The sequence below is a fragment of the Rothia koreensis genome (assembly GCF_052232265.1).
Classification (GTDB): Bacteria; Actinomycetota; Actinomycetes; order Actinomycetales; family Micrococcaceae; genus Rothia; species Rothia koreensis.
The window spans coordinates 2,501,462-2,526,341 of sequence record NZ_CP197643.1; the positions used below are offsets into that span (position 1 = coordinate 2,501,462).

At 65.4% G+C, this 24,880-nt stretch carries 21 protein-coding genes and 1 pseudogene; 2 read left to right on the forward strand and 20 right to left on the reverse strand.

The genetic code is table 11. The features are described 5' to 3' along the window. Positions 1–64 precede the first annotated feature (64 nt). The 9 genes and pseudogenes from ACTSLZ_RS11165 to rimP all read right to left on the reverse strand — a co-directional run bounded on the left by ACTSLZ_RS11165 (position 65) and on the right by rimP (position 8,968). A complete protein-coding gene (locus ACTSLZ_RS11165; protein ID WP_443095063.1) occupies positions 65–823 on the reverse strand; it encodes a DUF4345 domain-containing protein in 759 nt (252 codons plus the stop codon). Positions 824–892: 69 nt separating this feature from the next. Further along, on the reverse strand, positions 893–1,345 hold the full coding sequence (locus ACTSLZ_RS11170; RefSeq protein WP_443095064.1) for a hypothetical protein: 453 nt from the start codon (positions 1,343–1,345) through the stop codon (positions 893–895). Between the two features lie 39 nt (positions 1,346–1,384). After that, a complete protein-coding gene (locus ACTSLZ_RS11175) occupies positions 1,385–1,756 on the reverse strand; it encodes a hypothetical protein (RefSeq protein ID WP_443095065.1) in 372 nt (123 codons plus the stop codon). Further along, on the reverse strand, positions 1,753–2,820 hold the full coding sequence (gene truB / locus ACTSLZ_RS11180) for a tRNA pseudouridine(55) synthase TruB (RefSeq protein ID WP_443095066.1): 1,068 nt from the start codon (positions 2,818–2,820) through the stop codon (positions 1,753–1,755). Before truB ends, ACTSLZ_RS11175 begins: the two co-directional genes overlap by 4 nt. Positions 2,821–2,988: 168 nt before the next feature. Then, positions 2,989–3,426 (reverse strand): annotated as a pseudogene (gene rbfA / locus ACTSLZ_RS11185) (30S ribosome-binding factor RbfA); the annotation flags it as partial. A 146-nt stretch (positions 3,427–3,572) separates the two neighbouring features. Next, entirely contained in the window at positions 3,573–6,548 is a 2,976-nt protein-coding gene (gene infB / locus ACTSLZ_RS11190; protein ID WP_443095067.1) for a translation initiation factor IF-2, read from the reverse strand. Positions 6,549–6,700: 152 nt separating this feature from the next. After that, entirely contained in the window at positions 6,701–7,198 is a 498-nt protein-coding gene (locus ACTSLZ_RS11195) for a YlxR family protein (protein ID WP_321201065.1), read from the reverse strand. A gap of 10 nt (positions 7,199–7,208) precedes the next feature. After that, on the reverse strand, positions 7,209–8,198 hold the full coding sequence (gene nusA / locus ACTSLZ_RS11200) for a transcription termination factor NusA (RefSeq protein WP_443095068.1): 990 nt from the start codon (positions 8,196–8,198) through the stop codon (positions 7,209–7,211). A 122-nt stretch (positions 8,199–8,320) separates the two neighbouring features. Then, positions 8,321–8,968, reverse strand: a complete 648-nt coding sequence (rimP, locus tag ACTSLZ_RS11205; RefSeq protein WP_178980108.1) for a ribosome maturation factor RimP — start codon at positions 8,966–8,968, stop codon at positions 8,321–8,323. A gap of 101 nt (positions 8,969–9,069) precedes the next feature. On the opposite strand from rimP, the gene ACTSLZ_RS11210 reads away from it, so the two are divergent. After that, positions 9,070–10,119 carry a hypothetical protein gene (locus ACTSLZ_RS11210; protein ID WP_443095069.1) on the forward strand — a complete coding sequence of 350 codons (1,050 nt, stop codon included), beginning with the start codon at positions 9,070–9,072 and terminating at the stop codon, positions 10,117–10,119. A gap of 559 nt (positions 10,120–10,678) precedes the next feature. Here the strand turns inward: ACTSLZ_RS11210 and ACTSLZ_RS11215 are convergent. The 6 genes from ACTSLZ_RS11215 to ACTSLZ_RS11240 form a co-directional block, all read right to left on the reverse strand. After that, positions 10,679–11,482 carry a sulfite exporter TauE/SafE family protein gene (locus ACTSLZ_RS11215; protein WP_443096134.1) on the reverse strand — a complete coding sequence of 268 codons (804 nt, stop codon included), beginning with the start codon at positions 11,480–11,482 and terminating at the stop codon, positions 10,679–10,681. A 25-nt stretch (positions 11,483–11,507) separates the two neighbouring features. Beyond that, positions 11,508–13,307, reverse strand: a complete 1,800-nt coding sequence (locus tag ACTSLZ_RS11220) for a proline--tRNA ligase (protein WP_443095070.1) — start codon at positions 13,305–13,307, stop codon at positions 11,508–11,510. Between the two features lie 93 nt (positions 13,308–13,400). Then, the gene (locus ACTSLZ_RS11225) at positions 13,401–14,339 is read right to left on the reverse strand and encodes a GNAT family N-acetyltransferase (RefSeq protein WP_129315723.1); all 939 of its coding nucleotides are present in this window, start codon (positions 14,337–14,339) and stop codon (positions 13,401–13,403) included. 19 nt (positions 14,340–14,358) lie between these two features. Next, complete coding sequence (locus tag ACTSLZ_RS11230; protein WP_178980733.1) at positions 14,359–15,684, reverse strand: site-2 protease family protein; 1,326 nt, start codon at positions 15,682–15,684, stop codon at positions 14,359–14,361. Between the two features lie 162 nt (positions 15,685–15,846). Further along, on the reverse strand, positions 15,847–16,929 hold the full coding sequence (locus tag ACTSLZ_RS11235; RefSeq protein ID WP_443095071.1) for a PrpF domain-containing protein: 1,083 nt from the start codon (positions 16,927–16,929) through the stop codon (positions 15,847–15,849). 13 nt (positions 16,930–16,942) lie between these two features. Continuing rightward, on the reverse strand, positions 16,943–18,208 hold the full coding sequence (locus tag ACTSLZ_RS11240; protein ID WP_443095072.1) for an SLC13 family permease: 1,266 nt from the start codon (positions 18,206–18,208) through the stop codon (positions 16,943–16,945). A gap of 329 nt (positions 18,209–18,537) precedes the next feature. Here ACTSLZ_RS11240 and ACTSLZ_RS11245 point away from each other — a divergent pair, with 329 nt between their 5' ends. Next, positions 18,538–19,734: a 4-hydroxybenzoate 3-monooxygenase gene (locus ACTSLZ_RS11245; RefSeq protein ID WP_443095073.1), complete on the forward strand. Its 1,197-nt coding sequence runs from the start codon at positions 18,538–18,540 to the stop codon at positions 19,732–19,734. A gap of 1 nt (position 19,735) precedes the next feature. Here the strand turns inward: ACTSLZ_RS11245 and ACTSLZ_RS11250 are convergent, their stop codons facing one another. From ACTSLZ_RS11250 to frr, 5 genes are all read right to left on the reverse strand, one after another. Further along, a complete protein-coding gene (locus tag ACTSLZ_RS11250; protein ID WP_443095074.1) occupies positions 19,736–20,659 on the reverse strand; it encodes a hypothetical protein in 924 nt (307 codons plus the stop codon). Positions 20,660–20,725: 66 nt separating this feature from the next. After that, positions 20,726–22,582 carry an ABC transporter ATP-binding protein gene (locus ACTSLZ_RS11255; protein ID WP_443095075.1) on the reverse strand — a complete coding sequence of 619 codons (1,857 nt, stop codon included), beginning with the start codon at positions 22,580–22,582 and terminating at the stop codon, positions 20,726–20,728. A 101-nt stretch (positions 22,583–22,683) separates the two neighbouring features. Beyond that, the gene (locus ACTSLZ_RS11260; protein WP_443095076.1) at positions 22,684–23,301 is read right to left on the reverse strand and encodes a DivIVA domain-containing protein; all 618 of its coding nucleotides are present in this window, start codon (positions 23,299–23,301) and stop codon (positions 22,684–22,686) included. Between the two features lie 28 nt (positions 23,302–23,329). Beyond that, entirely contained in the window at positions 23,330–24,178 is an 849-nt protein-coding gene (locus ACTSLZ_RS11265) for a phosphatidate cytidylyltransferase (protein ID WP_443095077.1), read from the reverse strand. Further along, a complete protein-coding gene (frr, locus tag ACTSLZ_RS11270; RefSeq protein WP_129315731.1) occupies positions 24,178–24,735 on the reverse strand; it encodes a ribosome recycling factor in 558 nt (185 codons plus the stop codon). The genes ACTSLZ_RS11265 and frr overlap by 1 nt, the downstream gene beginning before the upstream one ends. Positions 24,736–24,880: the final 145 nt, after the last annotated feature.

Consider the following 24,880-nt stretch of genomic DNA (forward strand, 5'->3'; position numbering starts at 1 on the left):
GGTTCTCGAGCCGCGGCCATCAGTCTAGTCCTTGTGCCAGTGGGCCGCCGTCCGGCGACCCCTGTTATGAACGCTTCTTACCCGCTTTCTTCGAAGCGGCGGGCTGCGTGCCGCCCTGGGTCATCTCGCTGCGGATTCGGTTGGCCTTGCGGATCCATGCGTGCCAGACCAGCAGGCACGGAGGGATCACGAGGTCCAGCACCATGAGCACGATCATGAGCGGATGCGGCAGACCGAAGATGGCCCAGGAGAAGATACGACCGATTCCGCCCAGGAAGATCATGAGGCACACGAACCACAGGACATTGGCCCACTTGAATTTCACGGCGATCGCGACGAACGCGGCGCCGACTCCGCACAGGACTGCGGCGAGAGCTCCGTAGGAGGCGGCCACCGTGGCGCTGGAGCCCGTCGACTCACCGGGGAGGGACGCCGTCCCGGCGAAAATCTGCCAGATGCCGTAGGCGATGATGACGAGCCCATAGAGGGCGACGACGGCGCGGAACAGTCCCCAATCCTGTTGCTTGCCCGGCTTGCCGCTCGACGTGGTCGCGGTCTTTCCCTGCGCTGCCTTGCCTTTGCCTCGGGCTTTCCCGGCAGACTCGGTGGACGGCGCCGCACCGCGGGAGCCTTCCTGCGGGGCTCCGGGGCGCTTCGGGCGGCCGGTCGACGGACGCTCGGATCCGGATGGTTGGGGTTGCCGCGGCTGTTCTGGCTGCTCGGTTTGCCGTGGCTGGCCTGAGGGGTGAGGCGCTTCCCACGGACTCGTCGAACGGCCTTCGGGGCCCTTCGCGCTGTTTTCGGACGACGAGGGGTCGGTCATGATCGGCTCCGTTCGGGTAGATCGTCTCTTCCTGGTACCACTCTAGGACCGCACACCTCGGGGAGCACTTCAGCTCGCCGACGGCGCGCGACGTCCCGGCCTGTTCCGGTACAGCCACAACAGCCCGATGATCGGCAGAACCAGGGGAACGTAGCCGTACCCGGACCCGAAGTGGGACCAGACCGATGCCAACGGGAACATGTCGGGCCGCACGTAGGAGAAGATGCCCACCGCAACCACCCCGACCAATTCGATCAGGATGGCCCATACGGCGGACCAGTAGGCACCGATGCCCTTCCGCGCCAGCGAGATCGTGGCGTAGACGTAAATCGCGGCCGCGACGCCGGAGAGCACGAAGGAGACCGGGGCCTCATCGAATTTGGCATGGATCTGGTACAGGGCCCGCGCCCCGGCGGACAGGGAGAACAGGGCATACACGGCAACCAGGATCATCCCGGGGCCCTTCGACTTGGCCGAAGGACCAGGGGTCTGCCGCGCGTCGTTCGCCTCGACGTCGTTCATGTCAGTCTTGACCTCTCTGGTGGGTCGGATGGTGGAGACTCAGTAGTAGTACCACAGCACGTTCATGCGTTGGACCATCACGATGATGATGGGGCCGGCAACGGCCAGGACCAACGTGGACCAGCGGGTCCGTTCCGTCATGGACCAGACGAAGGTTCCGGCCGGAATCAGCATCGCGGTCAGGAGATAACCGTAGTACTCCCAGGCGTCGCCCGAAGGGCCGTCGGTGATGGTCTGCATGACGATCGAGCCAATGAGGTAGACCACCAGGAAGACCTCGAGAATCAGCACCGAGCCCTGGGAGAGATCGTCCGTGGCCCGTCCGCGCAGAAATTGCACGAGGCACACGAGCGCGGATGCCGCTCCGAGCACCAAGGCAATCCAGAACCACAGGTCGTAGCCTGCAATCACGCCTCTCCCCCATTTTCTCGATCGATCGGAAATCGGCAGCCCGAAGCGAAAACGAGATGCGGGACCCCGACCTGCTTGCCTTTGCGCCGTTGGTTCTGCACCAGGGCCACCAGCGTCCCGTCCGGAGCGAAGCCCGCGGTCAGTTCACCGGCAGGCACGATGTCGTCCGCGCGCCCGGCCCCGGAGTCCTCGCTCCGATTCCCAGGGGCATCCGCATGGTCGGAGTTCGGAGGGATCCAGCGGCCGTTCGAGACGGCGGTGGCTTCTTCGTCATCCAGGTCGCGGCGCGCGAAGAGCCGTTCCGCGGCGCGTTCGAGTGCCAGAACCGGCAGGGCCTCGCCCCGCTCGCCGGCCGTTGCGAGGTCTTCGAGCGTGGCCGCGTCGTCGATCCCGACCTCCCCCACGCTCAGTCGTCGCAGGCGGATCAGGTGTCCACCGACACCGAGTTGCTTGCCGATGTCTCGGGCCAGGGCCCGCACGTAGGTGCCCGAGCTGCAGGTGACCTCGACGTCCACGTCGATGACGGGTTGCATGGTGTTGTCCTCGGAGACGTCAGTTCGTCGTATACCGAGAACCTCGAAGGCATGGACCGTGACTGGCCTCGCCTGGAGCTCGACCTCCTGGCCGGAACGCACCTTCGCATAGGACCTCACGCCGTTGACCTTGATCGCTGACACCGCCGAGGGGACCTGCATGATCTCGCCCCTCAGTTCACCGACCGCGGCGTGCACCGCCGAGTCCGCAATCTCGGAGAGATCCGAATCCGACGCGTGGTTCGTCACCTCGCCCTCGGCATCATCGGTCAGCGTGGACTGTCCGAGCCGGATGGTCGCAGAGTACGTCTTGGACTCGCCGCTGACCCAGGTCAACAACTTGGTCGCCTTGTTGATGCCCAGGATCAGCACTCCCGTGGCCATCGGGTCCAGGGTTCCGGCGTGCCCGACGCGACGGGTACCGGCGATTCTTCGCATGCGGCCGACGACGTCGTGACTCGTCATCCCCGCAGGCTTGTCCACCACGACGAGCCCCGAGGGCCCGCCCTGGCGCGAACGATCACGTGCCACTTACTCGGTGCCCTCCTGGGCCTCACGCATCTGGGTCGTGCCCGAGTCGGGGTCGCAGTGGGCGCCCTTCCCGAAGTCCTCGTCAACGGGGTCGTAGCCGTCCCGCATACCCGCGACGTCCGCGCGAGCGGCGTCCGTGTGGGGCGTGGACTCCTGCTGCTCCGTCGCAGCGGGAGTCGCGTCATCGTCGTCATCGCGACGGTACGGGTCGGCGTCGCCCGCGAAGGTCTTGCCTTCCGCCGCCTCGGCCAGTTCCGCGTCACGGGCCCGGGCCTGTCGAAGGATGTCCTCGAGGTGGTTGGCGTTGACCGGGACCTCGTCCGGGACGAACGTCAGTGTGGGTGTCAGGCGGGCCGTGATGTTCTTGCCCACCTCGGACCGGAGGATTCCCTTGGCGGATTCGAGAGCCGCACGGGTTCCGGCCTGTTCCTCCTCGGTTCCATAGACCGTGTAGTAGACGGTCGCGTGCTGAAGGTCGTTGGTGACCCTGGCGTCCGTGACCGTCACGAAACCGAGACGCGGGTCCTTGACCCGGCGCTCGAGAGCCTGGGCCACGATGACCTTGATCCGGTCCGCCAAGCGAGCCGCACGAGCTGCGTCAGCCATGATCTCTCCTCAAGTCAGTGCGCCCCGAGAGGGGACGCTCGAAAAAGTGTGCTCCGTGAAGTACGGGCCGGTGTCCAGGTTACCCCTGGGCACCGGCCCGTGCTCGTCAGATCATCAATTGTGGATGACCGGATGCTCGCGCGAGATCAGTCGCGGGGCTTCTCCTGCATCTCCCACGTCTCGATCATGTCGCCTTCACGGATGTCGTTGAAGGATCCGAGCCCGATACCGCACTCGTAGCCGTCGCGGACCTCGGTCGCGTCGTCCTTGAACCGGCGGAGCGACTCGATGGTCAGCGAGTCCGAGACCACCGTGCCGTCGCGCACCAGGCGGGCCTTCGCGTTGCGGCGGATGAGCCCGCTGCGCACGATCGAGCCGGCAATGTTGCCCCACTTCGACGAACGGAAGACCTCGCGGACCTCCGCCGAGCCGAGGTCGACTTCCTCGTACTCGGGCTTGAGCATTCCCTTGAGGGCCTGCTCGACCTCGTCGATGGCCTGGTAGATGACGCTGTAGAACTTCATCTCCACGCCCTCGCGGTCGGCGAGTTCCGTGACTCGCTCGGCCGGACGGACGTTGAAGCCGATGATGATCGCGTTGTCGACCGTAGCCAGGTTGACGTCGTTCTGGGTGATGGCGCCGACGCCGCGGTGGATCACGCGCAACTGCACCTCGTCGCCGTCGCCCACCTCGATCTTGAGCAACGAGTCCTCCAGAGCCTCGACGGCACCGGAGACGTCACCCTTGATGATGAGGTTGAGCGTGTCCATCTTGCCCTGGGCCACGGCTTCGTCGAAGGACTCGAGCGTGACGCGCTTGCGACGCTTGGCCAGCTGAGCATTGCGGTCCGCCGCCTCGCGCTTCTCGGCGATCTGGCGTGCCGTCCGTTCCTCCTGGGTCGAGAGGAAGGTATCGCCTGCACGGGGAACCGTGGACAGGCCAAGGACCTGGACGGGCCGGGACGGACCGGCTTCGCTGACGCTCTGACCGTTCTCGTCGAACATCGCACGAACCCTGCCGTGGGCCACGCCCGCGACGATGCTGTCGCCGACGTGCAACGTACCCGACTGGACAAGCACGGTGCATACCGCGCCGCGTCCCTTGTCCAGGTTCGCTTCGATGGCGACGCCGCGAGCTTCCTTGTCCGGATTGGCCTGGAGCTCGAGTGCCCCGTCCGCGGTCAGGCAGATGGCATCGAGCAGTTCCTCGATGTTCTGGTGCTGACGTGCCGACACGTCGACGAACATCGTGTCGCCGCCGTATTCCTCGGGGACCAGTCCGTATTCGGCCAGCTGACCACGGATCTTGTCCGCGTTCGCGCCCTCTTTGTCGATCTTGTTGACCGCGACGACGATCGGCACGTCGGCCGCCTGGGCGTGGTTCAACGCCTCGACGGTCTGGGGCATGACGCCGTCGTCCGCGGCAACCACGAGCACGGCGATGTCGGTCACCTTGGCACCACGGGCACGCATGGCGGTGAACGCCTCGTGACCCGGGGTATCGATGAAGGTGATGAGCCTTTCTTCGTCGTCCACGGTGGTGGTGATCTGGTAGGCACCGATGTGCTGCGTGATGCCACCGGCCTCGCCTTCGATCACATTGGTGTGGCGAATAGCGTCGAGCAGACGGGTCTTGCCGTGGTCGACGTGACCCATCACGGTGACTACCGGAGGACGTGCCTCGAGCTGTTCGTCCGTCTCGGCCTCACGCTCGGCGTCGAGATCGATGTCGAAGGATTCGAGCAGCTCGCGCTCCTCGTCCTCCGGCGAGACGATCTGGACCTTGTAGCCCAGCTCGGCACCCAGGAGCTCGAAGGTGTCCTGGTCCAGCGACTGGGTCTGCGTGGCCATTTCACCGAGGTGGATGAGCACGGTCACCAACGCCGCGGGGTTCGCGTTGATCTTTTCCGCGAAGTCCATGACCGAGGCGCCACGGCGCATACGAACGACCGTCTCACCGTTGCCCCGGGGGACAACGACGCCGCCGGCCGTAGGAGCCTGCATCTGCTCCATCTCGTTCCGCTTTGCCTGCTTCGACTTGCGCTGCTTGCGCCGCGAGTTTCCGCGTCCGAAGGCACCCTGGGCGTTACCGCGTCCACGGCCTCCGCCGCGCGGGGGCCCGCCTGCACTGGGCCCGCCTCGACGGGGACCGTTGCCGCCTCCGGGGCTTCCGCCACCGGGGCGACCGCCCACATTGGACGTCATCTTGGCCGGCATCATGTTGGGGCTCGGCCGGTTGCCCGAAGGAGCCGCGGGCCGCGGAGCGTTGCCGCGCTGCCCGCCGGCACCGGCACCGGGACGAGGACCGCCTTGGCCCTGCCCCTGCCCCGGGCGCGGGCCTCCTTGGCCCTGGCCCTGGCCGGGCCGCGGACCGCCGCGGCGGTTGCCACCGTTGGCGCCCCTCATGCCCTGCTGGGAGCTGAAGGGGTTGTTGCCCGGACGGGGTGCACCAGGCTTCGGCGCATTGCCACGTGCCGACGCGGGGCGGGGCCCCGGGGTCGGTGCGGAACCGGGCTTGGGCGCGGACGAGTCCGTGCGCATGCCCTGCTGCGACGTGTACGGGTTGTTTCCGGGGCGTGCACCGGGTTTGGGTGCGCCCGGCTTCGGCGCGCCGGGCTTGGGCGCCTGTGTCTTGGGGGTGTCTTCCTGAGGCGCCTGGTCACCGGCCGTCGCGGGGGTCGGCTGTCCCTGGCCGGCGTCCTTCGAGGCCTCGGGCTCGGCGTGACCCGTGGAAGCACTCTGCTTCGGTTCGGGCTTGTTCGCGGCACCGGGCTTGGGCGTCGACTTGCCCGCGGTCGCCGGCGTGGGGCCGGACGGCTTGGGTGCACCAGGCTTCGGGGCAGCCTTCTTCGGCGTCGTGGCCTCGGGTTCCGAGGGGGTCGATGCATCCGAGGTCGTCGACCCGGATTCGTTGGCGGTCGACTGCTTTTTGGTCGTCTGGCCTCCCTGGGCGGGGGCCTGAGCGCGGTCCGCGAAGGCGGCGCGCAGTTTCTTCACCACGGGGGGTTCCACCGTGGACGATGCTCCCCGAACGAATTCGCCCAAGTCCTGAAGCTTGGCGATCGCTTCCTTCGAGGTGATGTTGAGCTCTTTCGCGAGCTCGTGAACGCGGGGCTTTGCCACATTACTCCTGTCTCGGTCTGCGCCGAAACAGGCACAAACCGCTTAATTCCGTATAAGGCTCTCGGCAACCACGCGGTTGCCTCGGGACTCGCCGTTGGCCGAGCACAGTGAAGTACTCATTGCGCGGCACTCATCGGGTTTCCATCGGCTTTCTACTCGCTTTCTTCAGGTGCACTCGCACCCGTTGATTGAGCTAGGGGGCGGCCCTCACGCGGATCACAGCGTTGCGGCACGGAGTCTTCCTCCGCGGCCCATTGGCGTTCGAGAGGTTTCGGATCCACGGGACACCGGAACGACCTGGCAAAGGCCTTCGTTCCCAGAGCCCGGTCCAAACACTGACGATCAGGATGCAACCAGGCTCCCCGCCCCTTCATGGACCGGTTCCGGTCCAGGACGATCTCGCCCGTTCGATCTCCCTGCGCCCTCTGGAGGACCACACGAACTAGTGCGGTTCGATCATCGGAGCGTCGGCACCCTATGCACGTACGGATTCCGGGGGGAGAAGACAAGATCTCATCCCCTTCCGACCATTCGTGCTCGTACCGGGCGTCGAGCGCAATCGATGACCGGAGTCCAGTGTATCCCCCGATGGCGTGTTTCCCCCAAAGATTGGCCGAAACACACCTCTGCCTGTGAGGATGCCCACACAAATGGTGAAGGTTATTCGGCCGTGTGGGCTGCCCGGGCCTTGGACTCCGAGACGATGTCGATGCGCCAGTTGGTCAATTTGGCGGCCAGTCGGGCATTCTGCCCTTCCTTGCCGATCGCCAGCGACAGCTGGTCATCCGGGACGATCGCCCTGGCCTGGAACCTGCCCTGCGGATCGACCTCGACCGAGGCGACCTTCGCCGGGCTCAGGGCACCCGAAATATAGGCCGAGGGGTCCTCCGAGTAACTGACGATGTCGATCTTCTCGTTGTTCAGCTCGGAGGTGACGGCGCGGACTCGGGAACCCATTTCTCCGATGCACGAACCCTTGGCGTTGATACCTTCTTGGGTCGCGCGCACCGCGATCTTGGTCCGGTGCCCGGCCTCGCGCGCGATCGACATGATCTCGACCGATCCGTCCTCGATCTCCGGAACCTCGTGCTCGAAGAGGCGACGCACGAGGTCCGGGTGGGACCGGGACAGGGTGATGGACGGTCCCTTGAAACCACGCCGGGCCTCGACCACGAAGGTCCGGATGCGCGCCCCGTGGGAATAGGTTTCTCCGGGAACCTGCTCGTGCGGAGGAAGCACTCCTTCCACGGTCCCCAAGTCGATCTGGACCATGTCGTTCCGTCCGCCCTGCTGGATCTGCCCGGAGACGAGCTGCCCCTCACGGTCGCGGAAGTCACCGAGGACCTGGTTGTCCTCCGCCTCGCGGAGACGCTGGAAGATCACCTGGCGCGCGGTGGCGGCCGCAATGCGACCGAAGTTCCGAGGCGTGTCGTCGAACTCCCCGATGACCTCGCCGTTCTCGTCGATCTCGGGGGCCATGATGCGCACGTGGCCGGTGTCCTGGTCCACCACGGCGCGGGCGTTGCGGATCGCCCAGGCGTTCTTCTCGTAGGCCAGCAAGAGAGCGGACTCGATCATCCGGATCAGCTGATCGACGGGTATGTCGCGCTCCTTCTCCAGGAGGCGGAGGTTGCTCATGTCGATGTCCATTGCTGGCCTTTCCTTGCTCCAAGTGCCAAAGCACCGGGGCGCAATCGCGCCCCGGCACCCGGCTGGGCCCGGACCTCGTCCTGGTCGGCCCCTGCATTCCGACTTATTCTAGCCGGGATCCTTCAGTCACTGAACTCGACCTCGACCTGGGCGGAATTCACATCCGAGATCGCGAGGTCTTCGGGCTCCGAATATTTGGCAGGCACCCCCTTGGGTGTGTCCTTCTTGCGGGCGATGGTGGCGGTCGTCCCGTCGGTCTCCTCGAGACGAGCCAGGAAGGACTGTCCGTCGGCCGTCTTGATTTTCAGCAGACGCCCGCGCGAACGCTTCCAGTGGCGGGGTTCAGTGAGGCGTCGGGTCGCCCCGGGCGAGGTGACCTCGAGCATGTAGGTTTCCTCGGGGTCGTGCTCGGTCCGGTCCAGCGCCTCGGAGACCGCGGTGGAAACTTCCGCGATCGTGTCGAGACCAACGCTTCCTTCGTCGTCCTCCTGGAGATCGACGACGACCATCACCGTCTGGGTCCGGCCTGCCCCTCGCCCGACCAGTTCTTCGAGCACCAGCCCGAATTCGGCGACGACGGGTTCGACGACCTCGCGCAGGGCGTCGAGATCCAGAGTGTCCGACAGGGAATTGCGCGGGTGCGCCTGGTCGGAGTAGCCCGCGTCGGCCTTCGAACGTGCAATCCTGCGGCGCTCGCGGGAATTGTTCTTGCCTGTACCTGTCTTGCGGTTCGAGCCGTTGTTGGCCAAAAGAACTCCTGTGATGGTCATGTCATGTCCTGCGTCCAGGGTACCGCGCCCAGAGGACCCGGTGACGTGCCATGATGGTGAGTTGAGCCCGGAACCCGAAGCACCAGAGGAACCACGTACGCATGAAGACTGCAGCCGCCAAGACCCTGTTCGTGATCGTGTTGGTCGTTCTCCTGGTGCTCCTCGCGGCGTCGGCCTTCGTCTGGTGGCGGACCTCGCACGGACAGGGCGGCGTCGATGCCCAGCAGAAGGCGGCCGCCGAGCTGAAAACCCTCCGGGCCGGCATCGAGAGCTCAGGGGTCTCCGGGTTCCAGAAAGAGAACCTGGAATCCGACGTGGATGAACAACTGGATGCCCTCAACCGCACGGCCGTCGACAAGGCCGAAGCGGACGAGTCCCGCCGGCCCACCGATCTTCACGGGCTGACCGATGAGATCACCCGCAGTTCGAAGACCGTCTACGACCTCGCCTCGACCGACGGCCTGAGCTCGGACGAAGCCGCCACGCTCGTTTCGATCGCTGTGAATCAGTGGGGCACGGTCCAACTGTTCAATGGTTCCCTGAGCGAGGTGGGTGACGCGTCGTCGACGGCGAGTGCCCAGCTCAAGGACATGACGGGCCTGGGGCAGAACCAGGCGTTGGACGCGAAGGGGATGTGCCCGGCAATGTCCGACGACGCCAAGGACAAGGCATCGGCGGGATCGGCCTCCGGGGATTCGAAGCGTGGCTCGTCGAAGGACTCCAAGGAGCTGTCCGATATCCTGACCGGTCTCTATTCCTCGTCCTGGGCGGAGTCGTACTTCCAGGCCCGGGAAGACGTCGACGGGACCGCCGAGGACACGGCCAAGCGTCTCGACGTCGCGGCCTCGGTCCATTCCTCCCAGCTCCAGCAGTTGCGCGCCGGCTTGGACCAGGCCTGCGAGTCGGTTCCCCAGCCGCACGCGGCCTACGACCTTCCCGACGACACGAAGGATCCCGGGAAGGTCATGACCGGTCAGGCGGATCACCTGGCCCACGAGTCGATGGCGCTGATCCGGACGCAGGACCCGGGCAAATCCGGCGTGCACGGAACGAAGTCGTGGACGGCGTGGGGCGCACGCTCCCTGGCCTTGAATACAGTCGTGTCCTCCCAAGTCAGCGGGGACATCCCGGCACTGCCCGGCATCTCCTGACCCTGCGTCCGCCCCCCCCCCCCCCCCCCCCGTGGGGCGGCGTCGGGGTTGCGGGGCTGCTGGGCTGCTGCGGGGCTGCGCTGCTGCGGGGCTTCGTAGTTGCGGGGCTTCGTAGTTGCGGGGTTGCGAGGCCTCGGTGCTGCGGTCCTGTGGTGCCTCCTGGCTGCGGGGCTGCGTGCCTCGGTGTTGCGGTACTCCGGGGCCTCGGTGCCGACGAGGTGGCAAGTTTGAGCGCCCTGTCCCGCGAAGTGGCAATCCCGTGCGTCGCGGCCCGCGAAGTGGCAATCCCGTGCGCCGCGGCCCGCGAAGTGGCAAATTTGTGCGATTTTTGGGGCAAATAGCGCACGAAAGTGCCACCTCGCGCCCCAAACCGCACGAGATTGCCACCTCGCGCCGCATCCGCGCCCCACACCGCTCAAAAGTGCCACCTCGAACCGCACCTGGCCCGCACCCGCGCCCCAAACCGCACGAAAGTGCCACCTCGCGCCGCACACCGCTCAAAAGTGCCACCTCGCGCCGTACCGGCACCACACGAATCACCGGCCCGAACGTCGTCCGGCTAGTTCCTTCCGAGCACCAGGTCCTGCCACACGTCCCAACCGGTCTTGATGATCAGCACGGACACGACCGCCAGAAACACGACGCGGACGAATCCGTTTCCCTTCGCGACGGCGCTCCGGGCCCCGGTGTAGCCGCCGGCCATGTTGGCCAGGCCGAGGAGAAGGCCGAGGGCCCACAGGATCGAGCCGTGGAGACCGAAGAAGGCGAGCGCCCCGAGGTTGGTTGCCATGTTGGCGACTTTGGCCTGGGCGCTGGCCCTCAGGAAACTCTGCCCCAAGAGCGTGATCAGACCGATGATCAGGAACGATCCGGTGCCCGGCCCGAGGACTCCGTCGTAGAAGCCGATCACCAGCCCGAGAATCGTGGAGCGCAACAAGGCCGTGCGCTCGCTGGTCGTCGGCTGGTGCAATTGGCCCGCGTCCGGGCGCAGCACCGTGAATGCCGCGACGGCGACCAGAGCCAGAAGAATCACCGGTTTGAACACGGCCTGGGGCAGGGACGAGGCCACGATGGCCCCGCCGAAGCTCCCGCAGAACGCGACCGCGGCCATGGGCAGCGAGGGTTTCAGGGGCGTCGTCGTGCGCCGGAAGTAGGTGATCGCGCTCGTGCTCGTCCCGAAGAGGGACCCGAGTTTGTTCGTCGCGAGGGCTTGGACGGGAGTGATGCCCGGGACCATCAGCACGATGGGCAGTTGGATCAGTCCGCCCCCGCCGACGACGGCGTCAACCCACCCCGCCAGGAAACCGCCGAGCAGCACCAGGACCAGGACCCCGGGGTCCAACGATTCGATTCCGACCATTATGCGGCGGCGTCACGGCACCGAGCGGTCATGATCCGATGTCTCGGGTGAGCTCCTCGACCACCGAAGAGATCCCGACCTCGCGGGATTCACCGCTCGCGCGGTCCTTGATCTCCACGGTGCCGTCCTTGTAGCCACGACCCACGACGAGCACGGTCGGGACGCCGAGAAGCTCGGCATCACCGAATTTGGCCCCGGGTGAGGTCTTGGGACGGTCGTCGAAGATCACCTCGAATCCTGCGGACTCGAGCTGGCCGACAATGCTCTCGGCGCCTTCCAGGATCTCCTCGCCCTTGCCGGCCGCCACCACGTGGACATCTGCCGGAGCGAGGTTCCTCGGCCAGATCAGGCCGCGTTCGTCGTGGTTGGACTCCGCAATCGCGGCGAGCGCCCGTGTGACGCCGACCCCGTAGGAGCCCATCGTGACGGTCACGAGCTTTCCATTCGAGTCGAGAACTTTCAGGCCCAGGGCATCGGCATATTTGCGTCCGAGGGCGAAGATGTGGCCCATTTCGATTCCGCGGGCGGTCTTCAACGGGCCGGAGCCGTCCGGGGCCGGATCGCCCGCGCGGACCTCGCACGCCTCCACGACGCCGTCCCAGGAGAAGTCCCGCCCGGCCACGAGGTCGAAGACGTGACGGCCCTGCAGGTTCGCGCCCGTGATCCACGAGGATCCGGCGACGACGCGGGGGTCCACGAAGTACGGGATTCCCGTGGTCGAATCGGCGCCAAGGGTCTGAGCATCCAGGCTGAGACCCGGCCCGATGTACCCCTTGACGAGCATCGGGTAGCTGCGCAGGTCGGCGTCGTCGGCCTGGTTGACCTCGATCTCACCACCGACCTCCAGCGCGTCGGCGAGGCTTACCTCGAGACGTTTGAGGTCGACCGAGCGGTCCCCCGGAATACCGACGGCGACCATCTGCTTCTCGCCGGTCGGCAGCACCACGGTGACCAACAGGTTCTTGAGGGTGTCCCCTGCAGTCCAGGGCGCGCTCTCCCTCGGGTGCAGGGCGTTGGCCTGTGCCACGAGGGTATCGATCGTCGGGGAATCCGGTGTCTCCTCGACGTGGGCAGTCGGCAGACCCTCCGCGTCCATCGGGTCGGGAGCCACGGTCGTCACGGCCTCGACATTGGCCGCGTACCCACCGTCGGAGCGGACGAAAGTGTCCTCGCCGATCGGGGTCGGGTGGAGGAATTCCTCCGAGCGGGATCCGCCCATGGCTCCGGACTGGGCCTGGACGATCACGGTCTCGAGCCCCAGGCGTGAGAAGATCCGCTGGTACGCGGCATGGTGCGCCTGGTAGGCATCCTCGAGCCCGGCCTCGTCCACGGTGAAGGAGTAGGAATCCTTCATGATGAATTCGCGGCCGCGCAGGAGACCTGCACGCGGGCGGGCTTCGTCCCTGTACTTGGTCTGGATCTGGTACAAGGTGACCGGAAGATCCTTGTACGAGGAATACATGTCCTTGACCAGGAGCGTGAACATTTCCTCATGGGTCGGCGCCAGAAGGTAGTCGGCGTCCTTGCGGTCCTTGAGCCGGAAGAGGTTGTCGCCGTATTCGGTCCACCGATTCGACGTCTCGTAGGGCTCCCTCGGGAGCAGAGCCGGGAAGTGGACCTCCTGGGCGCCGATCGCGTCCATTTCCTCGCGCACGATCGTCTCGACCTTGTTCAGCACCCGGAGCCCCAGGGGAAGCCAGGAGTAGATTCCGGGTGCCGCCCTGCGAATGTACCCGGCGCGCACCAAGAGTTTGTGACTGTCCACGTCCGCGTCGACGGGATTCTCACGCAGGGTGCGAAGGAAGAGCGAGGAAAGGCGAATGGCCAACTATGGTGTCCGTTTCTCTGGAGTGCCGATTGTCTTCGACAAGTCTAAAGGAGCCGACCGCCTGGTACATACCGGATCGGCCCTTCTCCCCCGTCACATCAGGATCGTGGAAAAGGTGCCGATCCGTTCGAAGCCGACGGCCCGGTAGAGGGCCCGGGCAGGGCCGTTGTAGTCATTGACGTAGAGGCTGATGCGCGGAAATCGGGGGGCGATGAGTTCGCAGGCCTGAGCGAGGAACGCTTCGGAGAGACCTCGTCCCCGAAGACGCGGGGCCAACCACACGCCCTGCAACTGGCACATGTCCCCCGCGGTCAGCCCCAGGTCCGTTTTGAAGATCACGTTCCCCTCCGGGTCCGTGGCCAGCACGCTGCGTCCCGTCCTGGCCGAATCGAGGACTCGTTCCGTATACCCCTGCGGATTGCGCTCCATCGGCGAGTACCCGACTTCCTCCGTGAACATCGACACGCTCGCGGGCAGAAGAGCATCCAGGTCCTCGGCCACGGCCCACCGCACGGGCGAGAGACCCCGCGCGGTCTCCCGCTGCGCCGCGCGACGGGCCGCCTCGGGATCGGCCAGACTCATGAAGGGCTGGTCGGGGCGCACGTCGAAAGGCAAGGGCATGCTTCCGCGAATTCTCTCCCACAGGGGCATGACCATGTCGGCCGGCCCGAAGACGGACGCCGGCTGTTTGCGGGTCCGCAGGACATAGTCCGCGACTCGGGGGAAATGCTGCCGTTCCAGGTGAATCGGAACCAGATTCGCCCCCAGCCAGAAGGCTCCGGCCAGCACCGGGAGACCGGCCTCCGCGCCACGTTCGGCGGGTTCGAAGACGCCGACAAAAGGCGAGGCCGAATGCATCCTGGTCAGGAACGATGGTCGGGGCAGACCAATGCGTTCGTAGTGTTCCAGGGGAAACAGATTCGCCAGAGGGCTGCGACCGATCAGGGAGAGGAGGTCGGCGTCGTCATCCACGGTCAGTGGACGCACGGTGGGGCCCGAGATGCGTTCGCCTCGCTGTGCCAAGAATTTCACGACGTCACTGCTTCCGGGGTCAGAAGATTTTCACCGGGTCGAAAATGTCCGCGGCGATCAGCAGAACCGACATTCCCATGAAGGCCACGGCCACGACGTACGTCAGGGGCAACAAGCGAATGGGGTCGAAATGTCCGGGGTCTGCTCTTCTTCTCAACCTGGCCCAGAGCCTGCGTATTCCCTCCCACAGTGCGCCCGCGACGTGTCCGCCGTCGAGCGGAAGCAACGGGATCAGGTTGAACACGAAGAGGCTGAAGTTCAGGGTGCCCAGGACGGACACGATGTACCCGGCTTTGGCAGAGGTCGGGATGTCCTGGGTCGATGCCACCTCGCCGGCGACTCGGCCCACGCCGACCACCGACATCGGAGAATCGGCGGGACGCTCCTTCTGCGTGAAGAGGGCGACGCCGACGTCCCACACACGCACGGGGAGCTTGATGATCACTCCTCCGATCTGGCCGAAGGTCTGCCCGATGACCGGCGGGATGTCCCCCACCGTTCCATCCCGCAATTCCTGTTCCGGCCCGATGCCGACGAACCCGACGTCCTCCGTTTTGGGCGTGCCGTCGGCCTTCGTCTCCGGGACGCCGGCAGCGTTGGTGACCGGACGCTGCGTGATCATCGGAGTCATGCTCAATTGCACGTGCCTGCCGTCCCGATCGACGACGACCGGCACCTCCTGGTCACCGTGCTCGCGGATCAACCGGGTCAACTGGTCCCAGGATTCGATGTCCTGGTCGGCGAAGCGGATGATCCGGTCGCCAGGCTTCACCCCTGCATCGTGGGCCGGGGCCGCGGGGTCATCGGGTCCGCAATCGGTTCGCTGGGTGTCCCGACCCGCCTGGACCTTCTGGATGCATTCGTTGACCGATTCCACCTTGGTCGTCGGCTCGTTGGTGCCGAAGGAGAGCACCACGATGCTCAGGCACACGACGCCGATCAGAAGGTTCATCAACGGCCCGCCCAGCATGATGACGATCCGCTTCCAGATCGGCAACTGGTAGAACTGCCGGTTCTCGTCACCTGGTTGCAGGCGTTCGGCCTCCATGCTGCGGGTCTCCGCCGCCATCTGCTGGACGAGTCCCGTGGAGTCGCTCGTGATCTTGCGACCGTCCTTGTCCGGCGGGTACATCCCGATCATCGAGATGTATCCACCGAGCGGTACGGCCTTGACCCCGTACTCGGTCTCCCCCTTGCGCCGGGAGAACAGGGTCTTTCCGAATCCGATCATGTACTGGGTCACGCGCACGTTGAACAGCTTGGCCGGAATCAGGTGCCCCACCTCGTGCAGCGCGATGGATACAGCAATGCCCACCGCCATGACGAGCACACCGACCACAAACATCAGCCACGAGCCGCCCAGGACTTGAGAAAGATCCACACAGTCTCCCGTTCATTTCTTGTGCGGACCGGTCATCGCCCGCGAGCTCGATTCTACGAGCACCCGGAACGTTCCCGGTCGCTCCGCGCCGTGCCGTGCGCGAGTCCAGGCCCGGACGGCCCGCCCTCAGGCCGGATGAACCACCGCATCGGCAATGATTCGTGCGGTACGAGCGATTCCGGCCGATTGCACCCGCCCCTGGGAGGCGCGCGCCGTCGTCGTCACGGTGCCCTTGGGCTGACTGATCAGCAGGTCGCCGTCCGACGTCGGGACGGAGAATTCATCGAGCAGGGTGCCTCCGAGCGCCGATGCCCCGCCGATCGCGACGGCCGCCGTCACGGGGATGGCATGGTGAAACACCCCCAGGGACGTCGTCCGCACCCCTACCTCGTGCGACCCCTCGGCGTGGTTCAGGCAGGAGACCTTGGGTATCGCCGCGCTCGCGGGCAACCCCATCCGCCGTCCCGCTTCGTTCCGCAGGACTTCGAGGCGATCCAGAACTTCGGTCCGGGCGTTGAGCTCCTCGGGCGTGGCCCCTGCGGGCAGTCCGACGTCCTCGGCCCGAACGAGGACCAAGGGGTTCGTGATATCGACGAGGCTCGCCTCGAGTCCTGCCTCGGGAAGAAAGGACACGGGTCCGCACGGCAGGGCAGCTCCGGTCTGCTCTCCGCCGGGCGCTTCGAACCGCATATCAATGCGGGGTCCGTCGGCGAGCACCCCGGGCATCGAGAAGTCGCCGGACCGGGGCAGGACTCCCCCGGAGAGCTCGTGCTCGAGCTCGTAGACCGACCGGGTATTCATGTTCCACACCCGAACCGAGCAACGTTCGCCCACGCCACGGACCAGGCCACGGGACAAGGCGTAAGCGCTCGCGGCCGCGCTCAGGTTCCCGCAGTTGCCGCTCAGATCCACGCTGGGCCTCCGGGGATCGACCTGGGCGAACAGGGTCACCAGGTCGACGTCGTCCGGGCACCCCTCCGCTCCGGGCAGGCCGATGATGCCTTCCGGCACGTCCACGGCCATGATCTTGCTGTTCGACGACGCTCCGCCGCCCAGACCGTCGACGGCCAAAGGGTCGGGGCTGCCGATGAGCGCCACGCACAGCGCGTCCCTCGCCGAAGGTTCCCGGGGCAGATCGCGGATTCTGAGGAATACGCCGCGGCTGGTCCCACCGCGGACGATGGATACGGGCAATGCGTCGGTCGTCATGGTGACCACTCTCTCAGAGGCCCAGTGCCAGCGGTATGACGGCGAGGATCCCGGGCACGACGATCGTCATGCCCAGCGAGGTCGCGAGGAACATCCTGAAGACGTCGTTCTGCTTGTCCTGTTGCGCGTTGGCGACCACGAGTGTTCCGGCGATGTGGATCGGGTTCATCACCATGAGACCGGAAGGCACCGCAACCGCCGCCACGATCCAAAAGATATGCGGGGAATCCGTGAAGAAACCGAAGACCAGGGGCATGGTCAGGCTCAGCACGCCCAGGGCGGAGGACTCCACATTGCACAGGACCGCGGTCAGGTAGGCCAGGACCAGGAGGAGAATCGCCCCCGAGGCCACGCCGCTCATCGAGTTCTGGATCGAGTCGATGGTTCCCACGGATTCCAGGAGACCGAGATACGTCAGCAGGCCACCGATCAGCAGTGTCGCTCCCCACGGGACGCGCCCCAGCATCTCCTTCTGCTCCGGGTGGAAAATCAGCTGCAACACGGCGGTGACCGCCATGGCGGTGAGCCCGACGTCGAACCCGAAGGCGATCACGCAGACCACGAACAGGACCAGACCGATGATCGATGCCACCGCGTAGGCAGTGTTGATCGATTCGGAGCTGGAGCCGGCGCCTTCCTCGACCTGTGAGGCGCGTGGTTCGACGAGTGCCTTGCCTCGCTTGGCCAGGTTCCGGAAGAGCACCTGGAGGGCCGCGAGCGCGACGGCGGTGACCACGACGGCCACGAGCCACAGGCCCCAGCCCGAGTAGGAGACGCCGGCCTTGCTCGCCAGGTGCTGGAGGGTGGCTCCTGTGGGGTTCAGGGGCGACATCCCCAAGCCGATGGCCCCCATGATCACGCCCAAGGCGTTGATCAAGTACGTACCGGGGTAGGTCACGGAGACGAATGCGATGATCGGAACCAGGATTGCTACCGGCCCCGTGCTGAAGATTCCGACGGTCGAGAGGAATCCGCCGAGCAGGAAGCCGACCCATGGAATCAGGCCATGGCGCGGCCCAACCAGTGTGAAGACTCCGTTGATGATCCATCGGATCGCCCCGCTGAGCTCCAGATGGCTGAACATCAGGGAAACGCCGATGATCAGCACCACCAGATCGGCGGGGAAGCTCTTGTAGACCTCGTCCGCGGAGGCTCCGGAGACGATGAGCAGCACGAAAGTCGCGCACAGGGAGAGAATCCCGATGTTGATCTTTTTCCACACGGCCCCGATCAGGACCAGGATGAGCAGGACCAGGGAAACGGTCTGGGGCAGAGTCAAGAATCTCTCCAAAGTCAGCGTCGAAGAAGGTGAGGGCCGTTCGGGACCGTTCGCCCGCACCAGGGAAGAGTTCAGTCGGTTCGACGCCCGAAGGCGGATGCCGGACTCCTCGTGGGGAACGATGGGTGGCGAGGCCCAAGTCACCGTATCAGCAGAGACACTTCGCCTCGGAATGCATTAAGTTGCGATCCCCGGTCCTCGGCGGGGACCGAGCGTGCGGAGCATACCGCTCCCCGTCCGCCCTCGAGGCGGCTTGTTCGGCATGCGAACGAGCGTTGGGCGATCTCACCCATCAGATGTGAGCTGGAACAAACGTCGAAAGGAGAATTATGTCGGACCGGTCGGTGGACGTCGCCATCATAGGAGCAGGCCCTGCCGGCCTCATGCTCGCCCACCTGTTGCGCCGCGAGGGGTTGTCCACGGTCACTGTCGATTCTCGGGGCGAGGAAGAAATCCATCGGACGCACCGGGCAGGGATTCTGGAACACGGGTCCGTCGAGATGCTCGCCCACGAAGACCTCGGGTCACGGGTGCTGTCCGAAGGACACCGGCACGACGGCATCGATCTGCGTTTCGACGGAGAGTCCCATCGGGTCGACTTCCGCGAGCTGGTCGGCGAATCGGTCTGGTTGTATCCGCAGAACGAGGTCTTCCACGATCTGGCCTCGGCCACACACCATCACGCCATGGACGTCCGGTACGAAGTCTCCGAGGCCCACCCCCTGGACATCGACTCCGAGAATCCTGGGATACGTTTCGTGGAATCGGACGGGTCCAGCCGAGTGGTCCGTGCCCGGTACGTCGTGGGCGCCGACGGGTCACGATCCGTGTGCCGCAACGCCATTCCGGCGCAACGGCGCACGCACTCGTCGACCACCTACCCCTTTGCCTGGTTCGGGATCCTGGCCACCGCCGCCCCGAGCGCCCCTGAGCTCATCTACGCCCGGTCCCCTCGCGGCTTCGCACTCATCTCACAGCGCAGCGCGGACGTACAGCGCATGTATTTCCAGTGCGACCCGGACACCGACCCTGATGCATGGAGCGACGAGGACATTTGGAACGAACTCCAAAAACGCATCGACGGTCCGGATCACCTGGAACTGAAAACCGGGCCCATCTTCGAGAAGACCGTACTCAAGTTCCGGTCCTTCGTGTGCGATCCCATGAGATACGAGCGGTTGGTCCTGGCCGGCGACGCCGCGCACACGGTTCCGCCCACGGGTGCCAAGGGCCTCAACCTGGCGCTCGCGGATGTTCGGGTTCTCGCGCCGGCCCTGGCCTCGGCGGTCCGAGGCAACAGCGCTTTGCTGGACGAGTACTCCTCGACCGCCCTCTCACGGGTCTGGAAGGCGCAGAACTTCTCCTACTGGATGACCGGGATGCTGCACCAGGACCCTGAGGAGAGCACCTTCGCCTCCGCGAGACACCGAGGAGAGCTGCGATCCGTGGTCGATTCCGTGCACGGTCAGGCTTTCCTCGCCGAGCAGTACACGGGGTGGCCGGACATCCCGACCACATCCGGCTGACCTATCCGAGGTCGGCCAGTGTCCGGGAATAGCCGTAATCGGTCTCGGCGTCCTTGGCCAGTTGCCAATAGGACAGCTTGGACGCTCCCTGCTCGACGGCATAGCTCTGGAGCTCCCTGGCGTCCTCCTGGGTGAAGTCCTGCTGGTTGGCGCTCTCGCCAATACTGAAGGTCACTCCGAGTCCTGGACGTTGCTCGCCGTACAGCTCCGCCAGCTGTGCGTTGGTCCCGTCGATGGCGTATTTCCCGGAACGGACGGTGTCCTGTTCCTTGCCGAAGTCCATCGTCATGATGTTCACGGTGTTGACAGACACGCCCTTGGTCGCCGCATCGGACAGCACGCCCTGGGCGTCCGGGCCCAATCCTCTCGGCTCGACAGGGAAGGTGTAATCGACCGTGACTCCGGGCCGTTCCTGCTGGAGCTGGGCCAGTGCCTGGTTGCGGCGCTGGTTGGCGGCGTCGTCCCTCTGGGCACCTTGCTCGAGGTCGAAGTCGAGGTGCGTGACACCGTAGGTGTCCACGACCTGCTTGTAGGCATCGGTGATGCGGCCGACGTCGTCGCACGTGTGGGCCAAGAGGTTGTCCCGGTTGCCTGCTCCACCGAAGGAGATCGTGGCCGCGCCACCGGCCTGCTGGTACTGCGCGATCTGTTCCTGGAGATACCCCGGCCCCTGCCCGGCGGCTGCGTCCCACTGGAGCTCACAGCTTCCGGGTCGCGCGTTGAGGAATGCCAGGGTCGCCGCGGAGACGCCGGTGGCCGCCTGGTTTTCCTGCAGCGTGTGGACGTTGGACTGGCTGACGTTGAGGTACGGCGAGATCTCGTGTGAGGTCGGGGCCGCCTCCGATGCTTGGGCCGCCGGACCCGCGAGGCCCAGAACGCTGGTACCCAGGAGCCCGGAAACGATGACCGTGCGGGAGAGCTTCATGGTGATCCTTTCGACAGTCGGCGATACCGACGGTACCGGAGACACCTCGCCCAATCCTGGTGCGGCCTAGCCGACGATGCCGAATTTCTTGAGTCGCTGCCGATCCGCGGCCGTGGCGGACATCTGCAGTTCCAGCAACTCGGAATAGATGCCGCCCGAGGTCGCGAGCTCGCTCGGCGTGCCGACTTCCCTGATCCGCCCGTTCTCGAGCGTCACGATGCGGTCGACGGCCGAGATCGTCGACAATCGGTGCGCAATGATCAGGCTGGTTCTCCCGATCATCAACCGGTCCAGCGCCTCCTGCACCACGCGTTCGGACCGGGTGTCCAGCGCGCTGGTGGCCTCGTCGAGAATCAGGATCGGTGCGTCCTTGAGAATTGCGCGGGCGACCGCAATCCTCTGCTTCTGTCCGCCCGAGAGCTTGAGGCCGCGTTCGCCGATCAGGGAATCGTAGCCGTCGGCAAACTGCTGGACGAAGACATCGGCGTTGGCCTGCTTCGCGGCCTCCACGATCTCCTCGCTCGTGGCCTGGGGCCTCGCATAGGAGATGTTCTCCGCAATGGTTCCGGAGAACAAGGAGGCATCCTGGAACACCATGCCCATGGCCTCGCGCATTTGCCCCAGGGTCGAGGTCGAGGTGTCGAATCCCGCGACCGTCACCCGGCCTTCGGTGGGCATGTACAGGCCCTGGAGGAGGGACATCAGGGTGGATTTCCCGCCCCCGGACTCGCCCACGAAGGCCACTTTCTCGCCCCGGGAGACGGCCAGATTGATGTCCCGGAGAACGTCCTGCTCGCCGTCGTAGGCGAAGGCAACGTCTTCGAAGGTGATGACCGGGTCGGGAAGGCTCTCCGACGAATTCGACATCGGGGCCCGCTCCTCGCGGCCGTCGGGCGAGACTCGGTCGATCGTGCCGGTCACCGTCGGGGCAACCACGGAGCCCGAGCGCGGATCGTCCGGCAGGCTCATGACCTCGAAATATTCGCGGGATCCGGCGATCGCCCGCTGCGCCGAGTCGATGATCCACGAGAGCATCGCGACAGGCTGGGAAGCCATCGCCATCAGCTGGATCATCAGCACCATGTCGCCGAGGGAGAAATCGCCTTCGAGGGTTTTCCAGAAGATCAGCAGGTACATCAGGAAGAACACGATGTTCAGCGCCGACCTGCGGAAGTTGTCCATGCGGTGCCAATGCCGCGACTGGTTCTTGGTCAGTGACACGGTGTCCGTGAAATGCCGGGTGAAGGCCGCGAGTTCCCTGGCCTGCGTACCGAAGGACTTGACCACCCTGAGCTGCGAGATCACTTCGTTGAATCGTCCGCCCGCCAGGTCGATGTGCTCGTTCTTGTCGCGTTCCCAAACCTGCCACTTCCGGCTGGTCAGACCGGTGAGCCACAAATAGGTCGGGTAGATCACGAGCAGCAGGAGGGCCAACGGCCAGTAGTAGACGAACATGATGATGAGCACTGCGATCGTCGTGATGATGGTCGAGAAGAAGTTGTTCGACATCGACTTGATGAAGAACGTGACTTCCGCGATCGACCTGTTGAGGCGGGAGACCACGGACCCGGTCAGCTGGGTGTCGAAGTAGCTCTGCGGCAGGCTCAACAATTTGTGGAAATACCGGGTCGACAGAAGGGAGCGCATGCGTTGTCCCATGATGTCGCCCAGGTATCCGCCGTAATTCGAGATGAACGTGCTGAACAACTGCATGACCAGGTACAGCCCGGCGAACGTGAAAATGATGCGGACGGTCGACTCGCCGTGCCCATTGAGAGCCGCGACGACAGCGTCGGTCGCGAACTTCAGCACAAAGGGTGTGGCGAGCGACCCGACCGCCGTGAGCACCGAACAGATCAGGATGCCGAGGTAGAAGGGCCAGAGCGAGCCGGTGGCCCTCATGATGCGAGCAATACTGCGCATAGACTTCTCCTTCCAGAGCACGGCGCCGCGGTGTCGGAAGGGTCACGGCGGTCGTCGGACGATGTGATCAGCGTCCGCGGTCGTCGACCGCCGGGGCGCAATCAGCGCAATGCTTGAGTGAGTTGGATGGCTCGTTCCAGGAACGCGTCCACCTGGGCCTCGTCGTAGGCGTGTTTGGTGGTCGCGGGCCTGAACGAGGCGCTGCGGATTTTGGCCGGCGAGACGTCGTCTGAGTTGCGGAAGTAGTCCAGCAACTCCCTGCACAAACGGTCCACGTCGCCCACGAAGTACCCTTCGGTGCGGCGCCTGGCGGGGCGTCGGAACCGCTCACCATCGGGTCGCTTGAGCCTGCCCATCACGAGGTCCGCCAAGGCCGATGCGTGGTCGTGCCAGGCATCCTGTCCTTCGTGACGGAGGGCTTCGTTCTTCTCGACCTCGGCGAAATGGTCTTCGTAGGATTCCAGGGCCCGGTCGACATCGGCCGGCCGGTAGCCGCACTTTTCCTGGTCGAACTCGGCGCCTCGGATCTCGGCGGCGGTAATCGTCAGCTCCGGGTTGCCGGCACGCAGGGATTCGACCTGCTGTCCGCACCGGTCGAGGATCTGTCGAACCTGCTGAGTCGAGTATCCCTTGTGCTTGCGCGGGACCCGACCTATGCGATGGGTTTCCTGCGTCGCGGTCGCGGCGTCGTTGGGTTCTCGGACCGATGAGCCGGGCATGGCTTCCTCCAGTGAATATCGGGTTGGGTCAGACCAGCAGTGCGGCGAAGATGACGTAGCCGATGGCCGCGGCGAAGACGATCGAATCCAGCCTGTCCATGACTCCGCCATGGCCGGGAAGGATATTGCTCATGTCCTTGATGCCGATTTCGCGCTTGACCATCGATTCTGCGAGGTCCCCGACCGTCGAGGCGATGACGAGCAGGACGGCGATCACCAGCCCGTTCCACCACGGCGCGTGCAGCAGGAGAACCGCGCACAGCACTCCCACCACCATGGAACCGACCATCGAGCCCGCGAACCCTTCCCAAGTCTTCTTGGGGCTGATTCTCGGGGCCATGGGGTGCTTCCCGAACAGAACGCCCGCGATGTACCCCCAGGTATCGTTGCCGATGGCCATGAGCACGATCGTGAATACCTTGGCGGCCCCATTGTCCTCACGAAAGATCAGGACCGCAAGGGCCAGCATGAACGGGACCCAGCTCATCACGAAGATCCCGCCCATGATGGACTGGAGCATTCCGTCTTTTCGCCCGAAGGCCCTCCAGAGAGTCAGCAGAACGACGGCTCCGAGGACCGACAGAATCAGGGCCTCTCCCCCGCCGTAATAGGCGGCGAAGGGAAACAGTGCGCCCGTCACGACGGCGGGCACGAGTGGGATCCGCATTCCCCTCTTGTGGTTGAGGGACCGACCGACTTCCCACGTGCCGACGGCGGCCGCGAGGGCCGCGAGGGCCACGATCACCAGCGGGACGAAGAACAGTCCGATGATGACGACCACGACCAGGCTCGCGCCGACGCCGATGGCGGCCGGCAGGTCTCTGCCGACCTTGGACTGTTTCCTGGGCGAGGTCGAGGGGTCTGCGGGAGACGACATCAGACCTCGAGCAGCTCGGCTTCCTTGCGCTTCAGCAGGTCGTCGATCTGCTCGATGTGCTTCTTCGTGATGGCGTCGAGCTCTTTCTCGGCCCGGTTGCCCTCGTCTTCGCCGGTCTCGCCGTCCTTGACGGCCTTTTCGATCGAGGTCTTGGCCGTGCGCCGGATATTGCGGACCGAGACGCGGGCGTCCTCGGCCTTGCCCGAGACCACGCGCACGTAATCCTTGCGGCGCTCCTCCGTGAGTTCCGGCATCACCACGCGGATCACGTTGCCGTCATTGGCAGGATTCGCGCCAAGGTCGGAATCGCGCAGGGCCTTCTCGATGTCGTTGAGCGAGGTCTTGTCGAACGGGGTGATGAGGAGCGTGCGAGCGTCGGGGTTCTGGAAGGAAGCGAGCTGCTGCAAGGGGGTCGGGGTTCCGTAGTAGCTGACGAGCACGCCGGAGAACATCGACGGGTTGGCGCGGCCGGTGCGCACGGCGGCGAAGTCTTCCTTTGCGGCGTCGACGGCTTTGCCCATCTTGGTGCGGGCGTCGGACAGGGCTTCTTCGATCACTTCGATCTCCTCATTCTCTGTGCACCCGGCTGTTCCGGCCGGGCCGCTGCGGCGTCGCACCGGCCCGGACGGACCGGTCGCGACGTCGGCGAAAGTCTCCTGAATCAGTCTAGCCACCCCGCTCGGGGCGGGGCTAACCGCCGTG

What these genes read in the sequence shown, in the direction of transcription:
- ACTSLZ_RS11165 (WP_443095063.1), bottom strand. Translation starts at nt 823, where the DNA reads ATGACCGACCCCTCGTCGTCCGAAAACAGCGCGAAGGGCCCCGAAGGC.
- ACTSLZ_RS11170 (WP_443095064.1), bottom strand. Translation starts at nt 1,345, where the DNA reads ATGAACGACGTCGAGGCGAACGACGCGCGGCAGACCCCTGGTCCTTCG.
- nusA (WP_443095068.1), bottom strand. Translation starts at nt 8,198, where the DNA reads ATGGACATCGACATGAGCAACCTCCGCCTCCTGGAGAAGGAGCGCGAC.
- rimP (WP_178980108.1), bottom strand. Translation starts at nt 8,968, where the DNA reads ATGACCATCACAGGAGTTCTTTTGGCCAACAACGGCTCGAACCGCAAG.
- ACTSLZ_RS11210 (WP_443095069.1), top strand. Translation starts at nt 9,070, where the DNA reads ATGAAGACTGCAGCCGCCAAGACCCTGTTCGTGATCGTGTTGGTCGTT.
- ACTSLZ_RS11230 (WP_178980733.1), bottom strand. Translation starts at nt 15,684, where the DNA reads ATGTTTGTGGTCGGTGTGCTCGTCATGGCGGTGGGCATTGCTGTATCC.
- ACTSLZ_RS11235 (WP_443095071.1), bottom strand. Translation starts at nt 16,929, where the DNA reads ATGACGACCGACGCATTGCCCGTATCCATCGTCCGCGGTGGGACCAGC.
- ACTSLZ_RS11245 (WP_443095073.1), top strand. Translation starts at nt 18,538, where the DNA reads ATGTCGGACCGGTCGGTGGACGTCGCCATCATAGGAGCAGGCCCTGCC.
- ACTSLZ_RS11250 (WP_443095074.1), bottom strand. Translation starts at nt 20,659, where the DNA reads ATGAAGCTCTCCCGCACGGTCATCGTTTCCGGGCTCCTGGGTACCAGC.
- ACTSLZ_RS11255 (WP_443095075.1), bottom strand. Translation starts at nt 22,582, where the DNA reads ATGCGCAGTATTGCTCGCATCATGAGGGCCACCGGCTCGCTCTGGCCC.
- ACTSLZ_RS11260 (WP_443095076.1), bottom strand. Translation starts at nt 23,301, where the DNA reads ATGCCCGGCTCATCGGTCCGAGAACCCAACGACGCCGCGACCGCGACG.
- ACTSLZ_RS11265 (WP_443095077.1), bottom strand. Translation starts at nt 24,178, where the DNA reads ATGTCGTCTCCCGCAGACCCCTCGACCTCGCCCAGGAAACAGTCCAAG.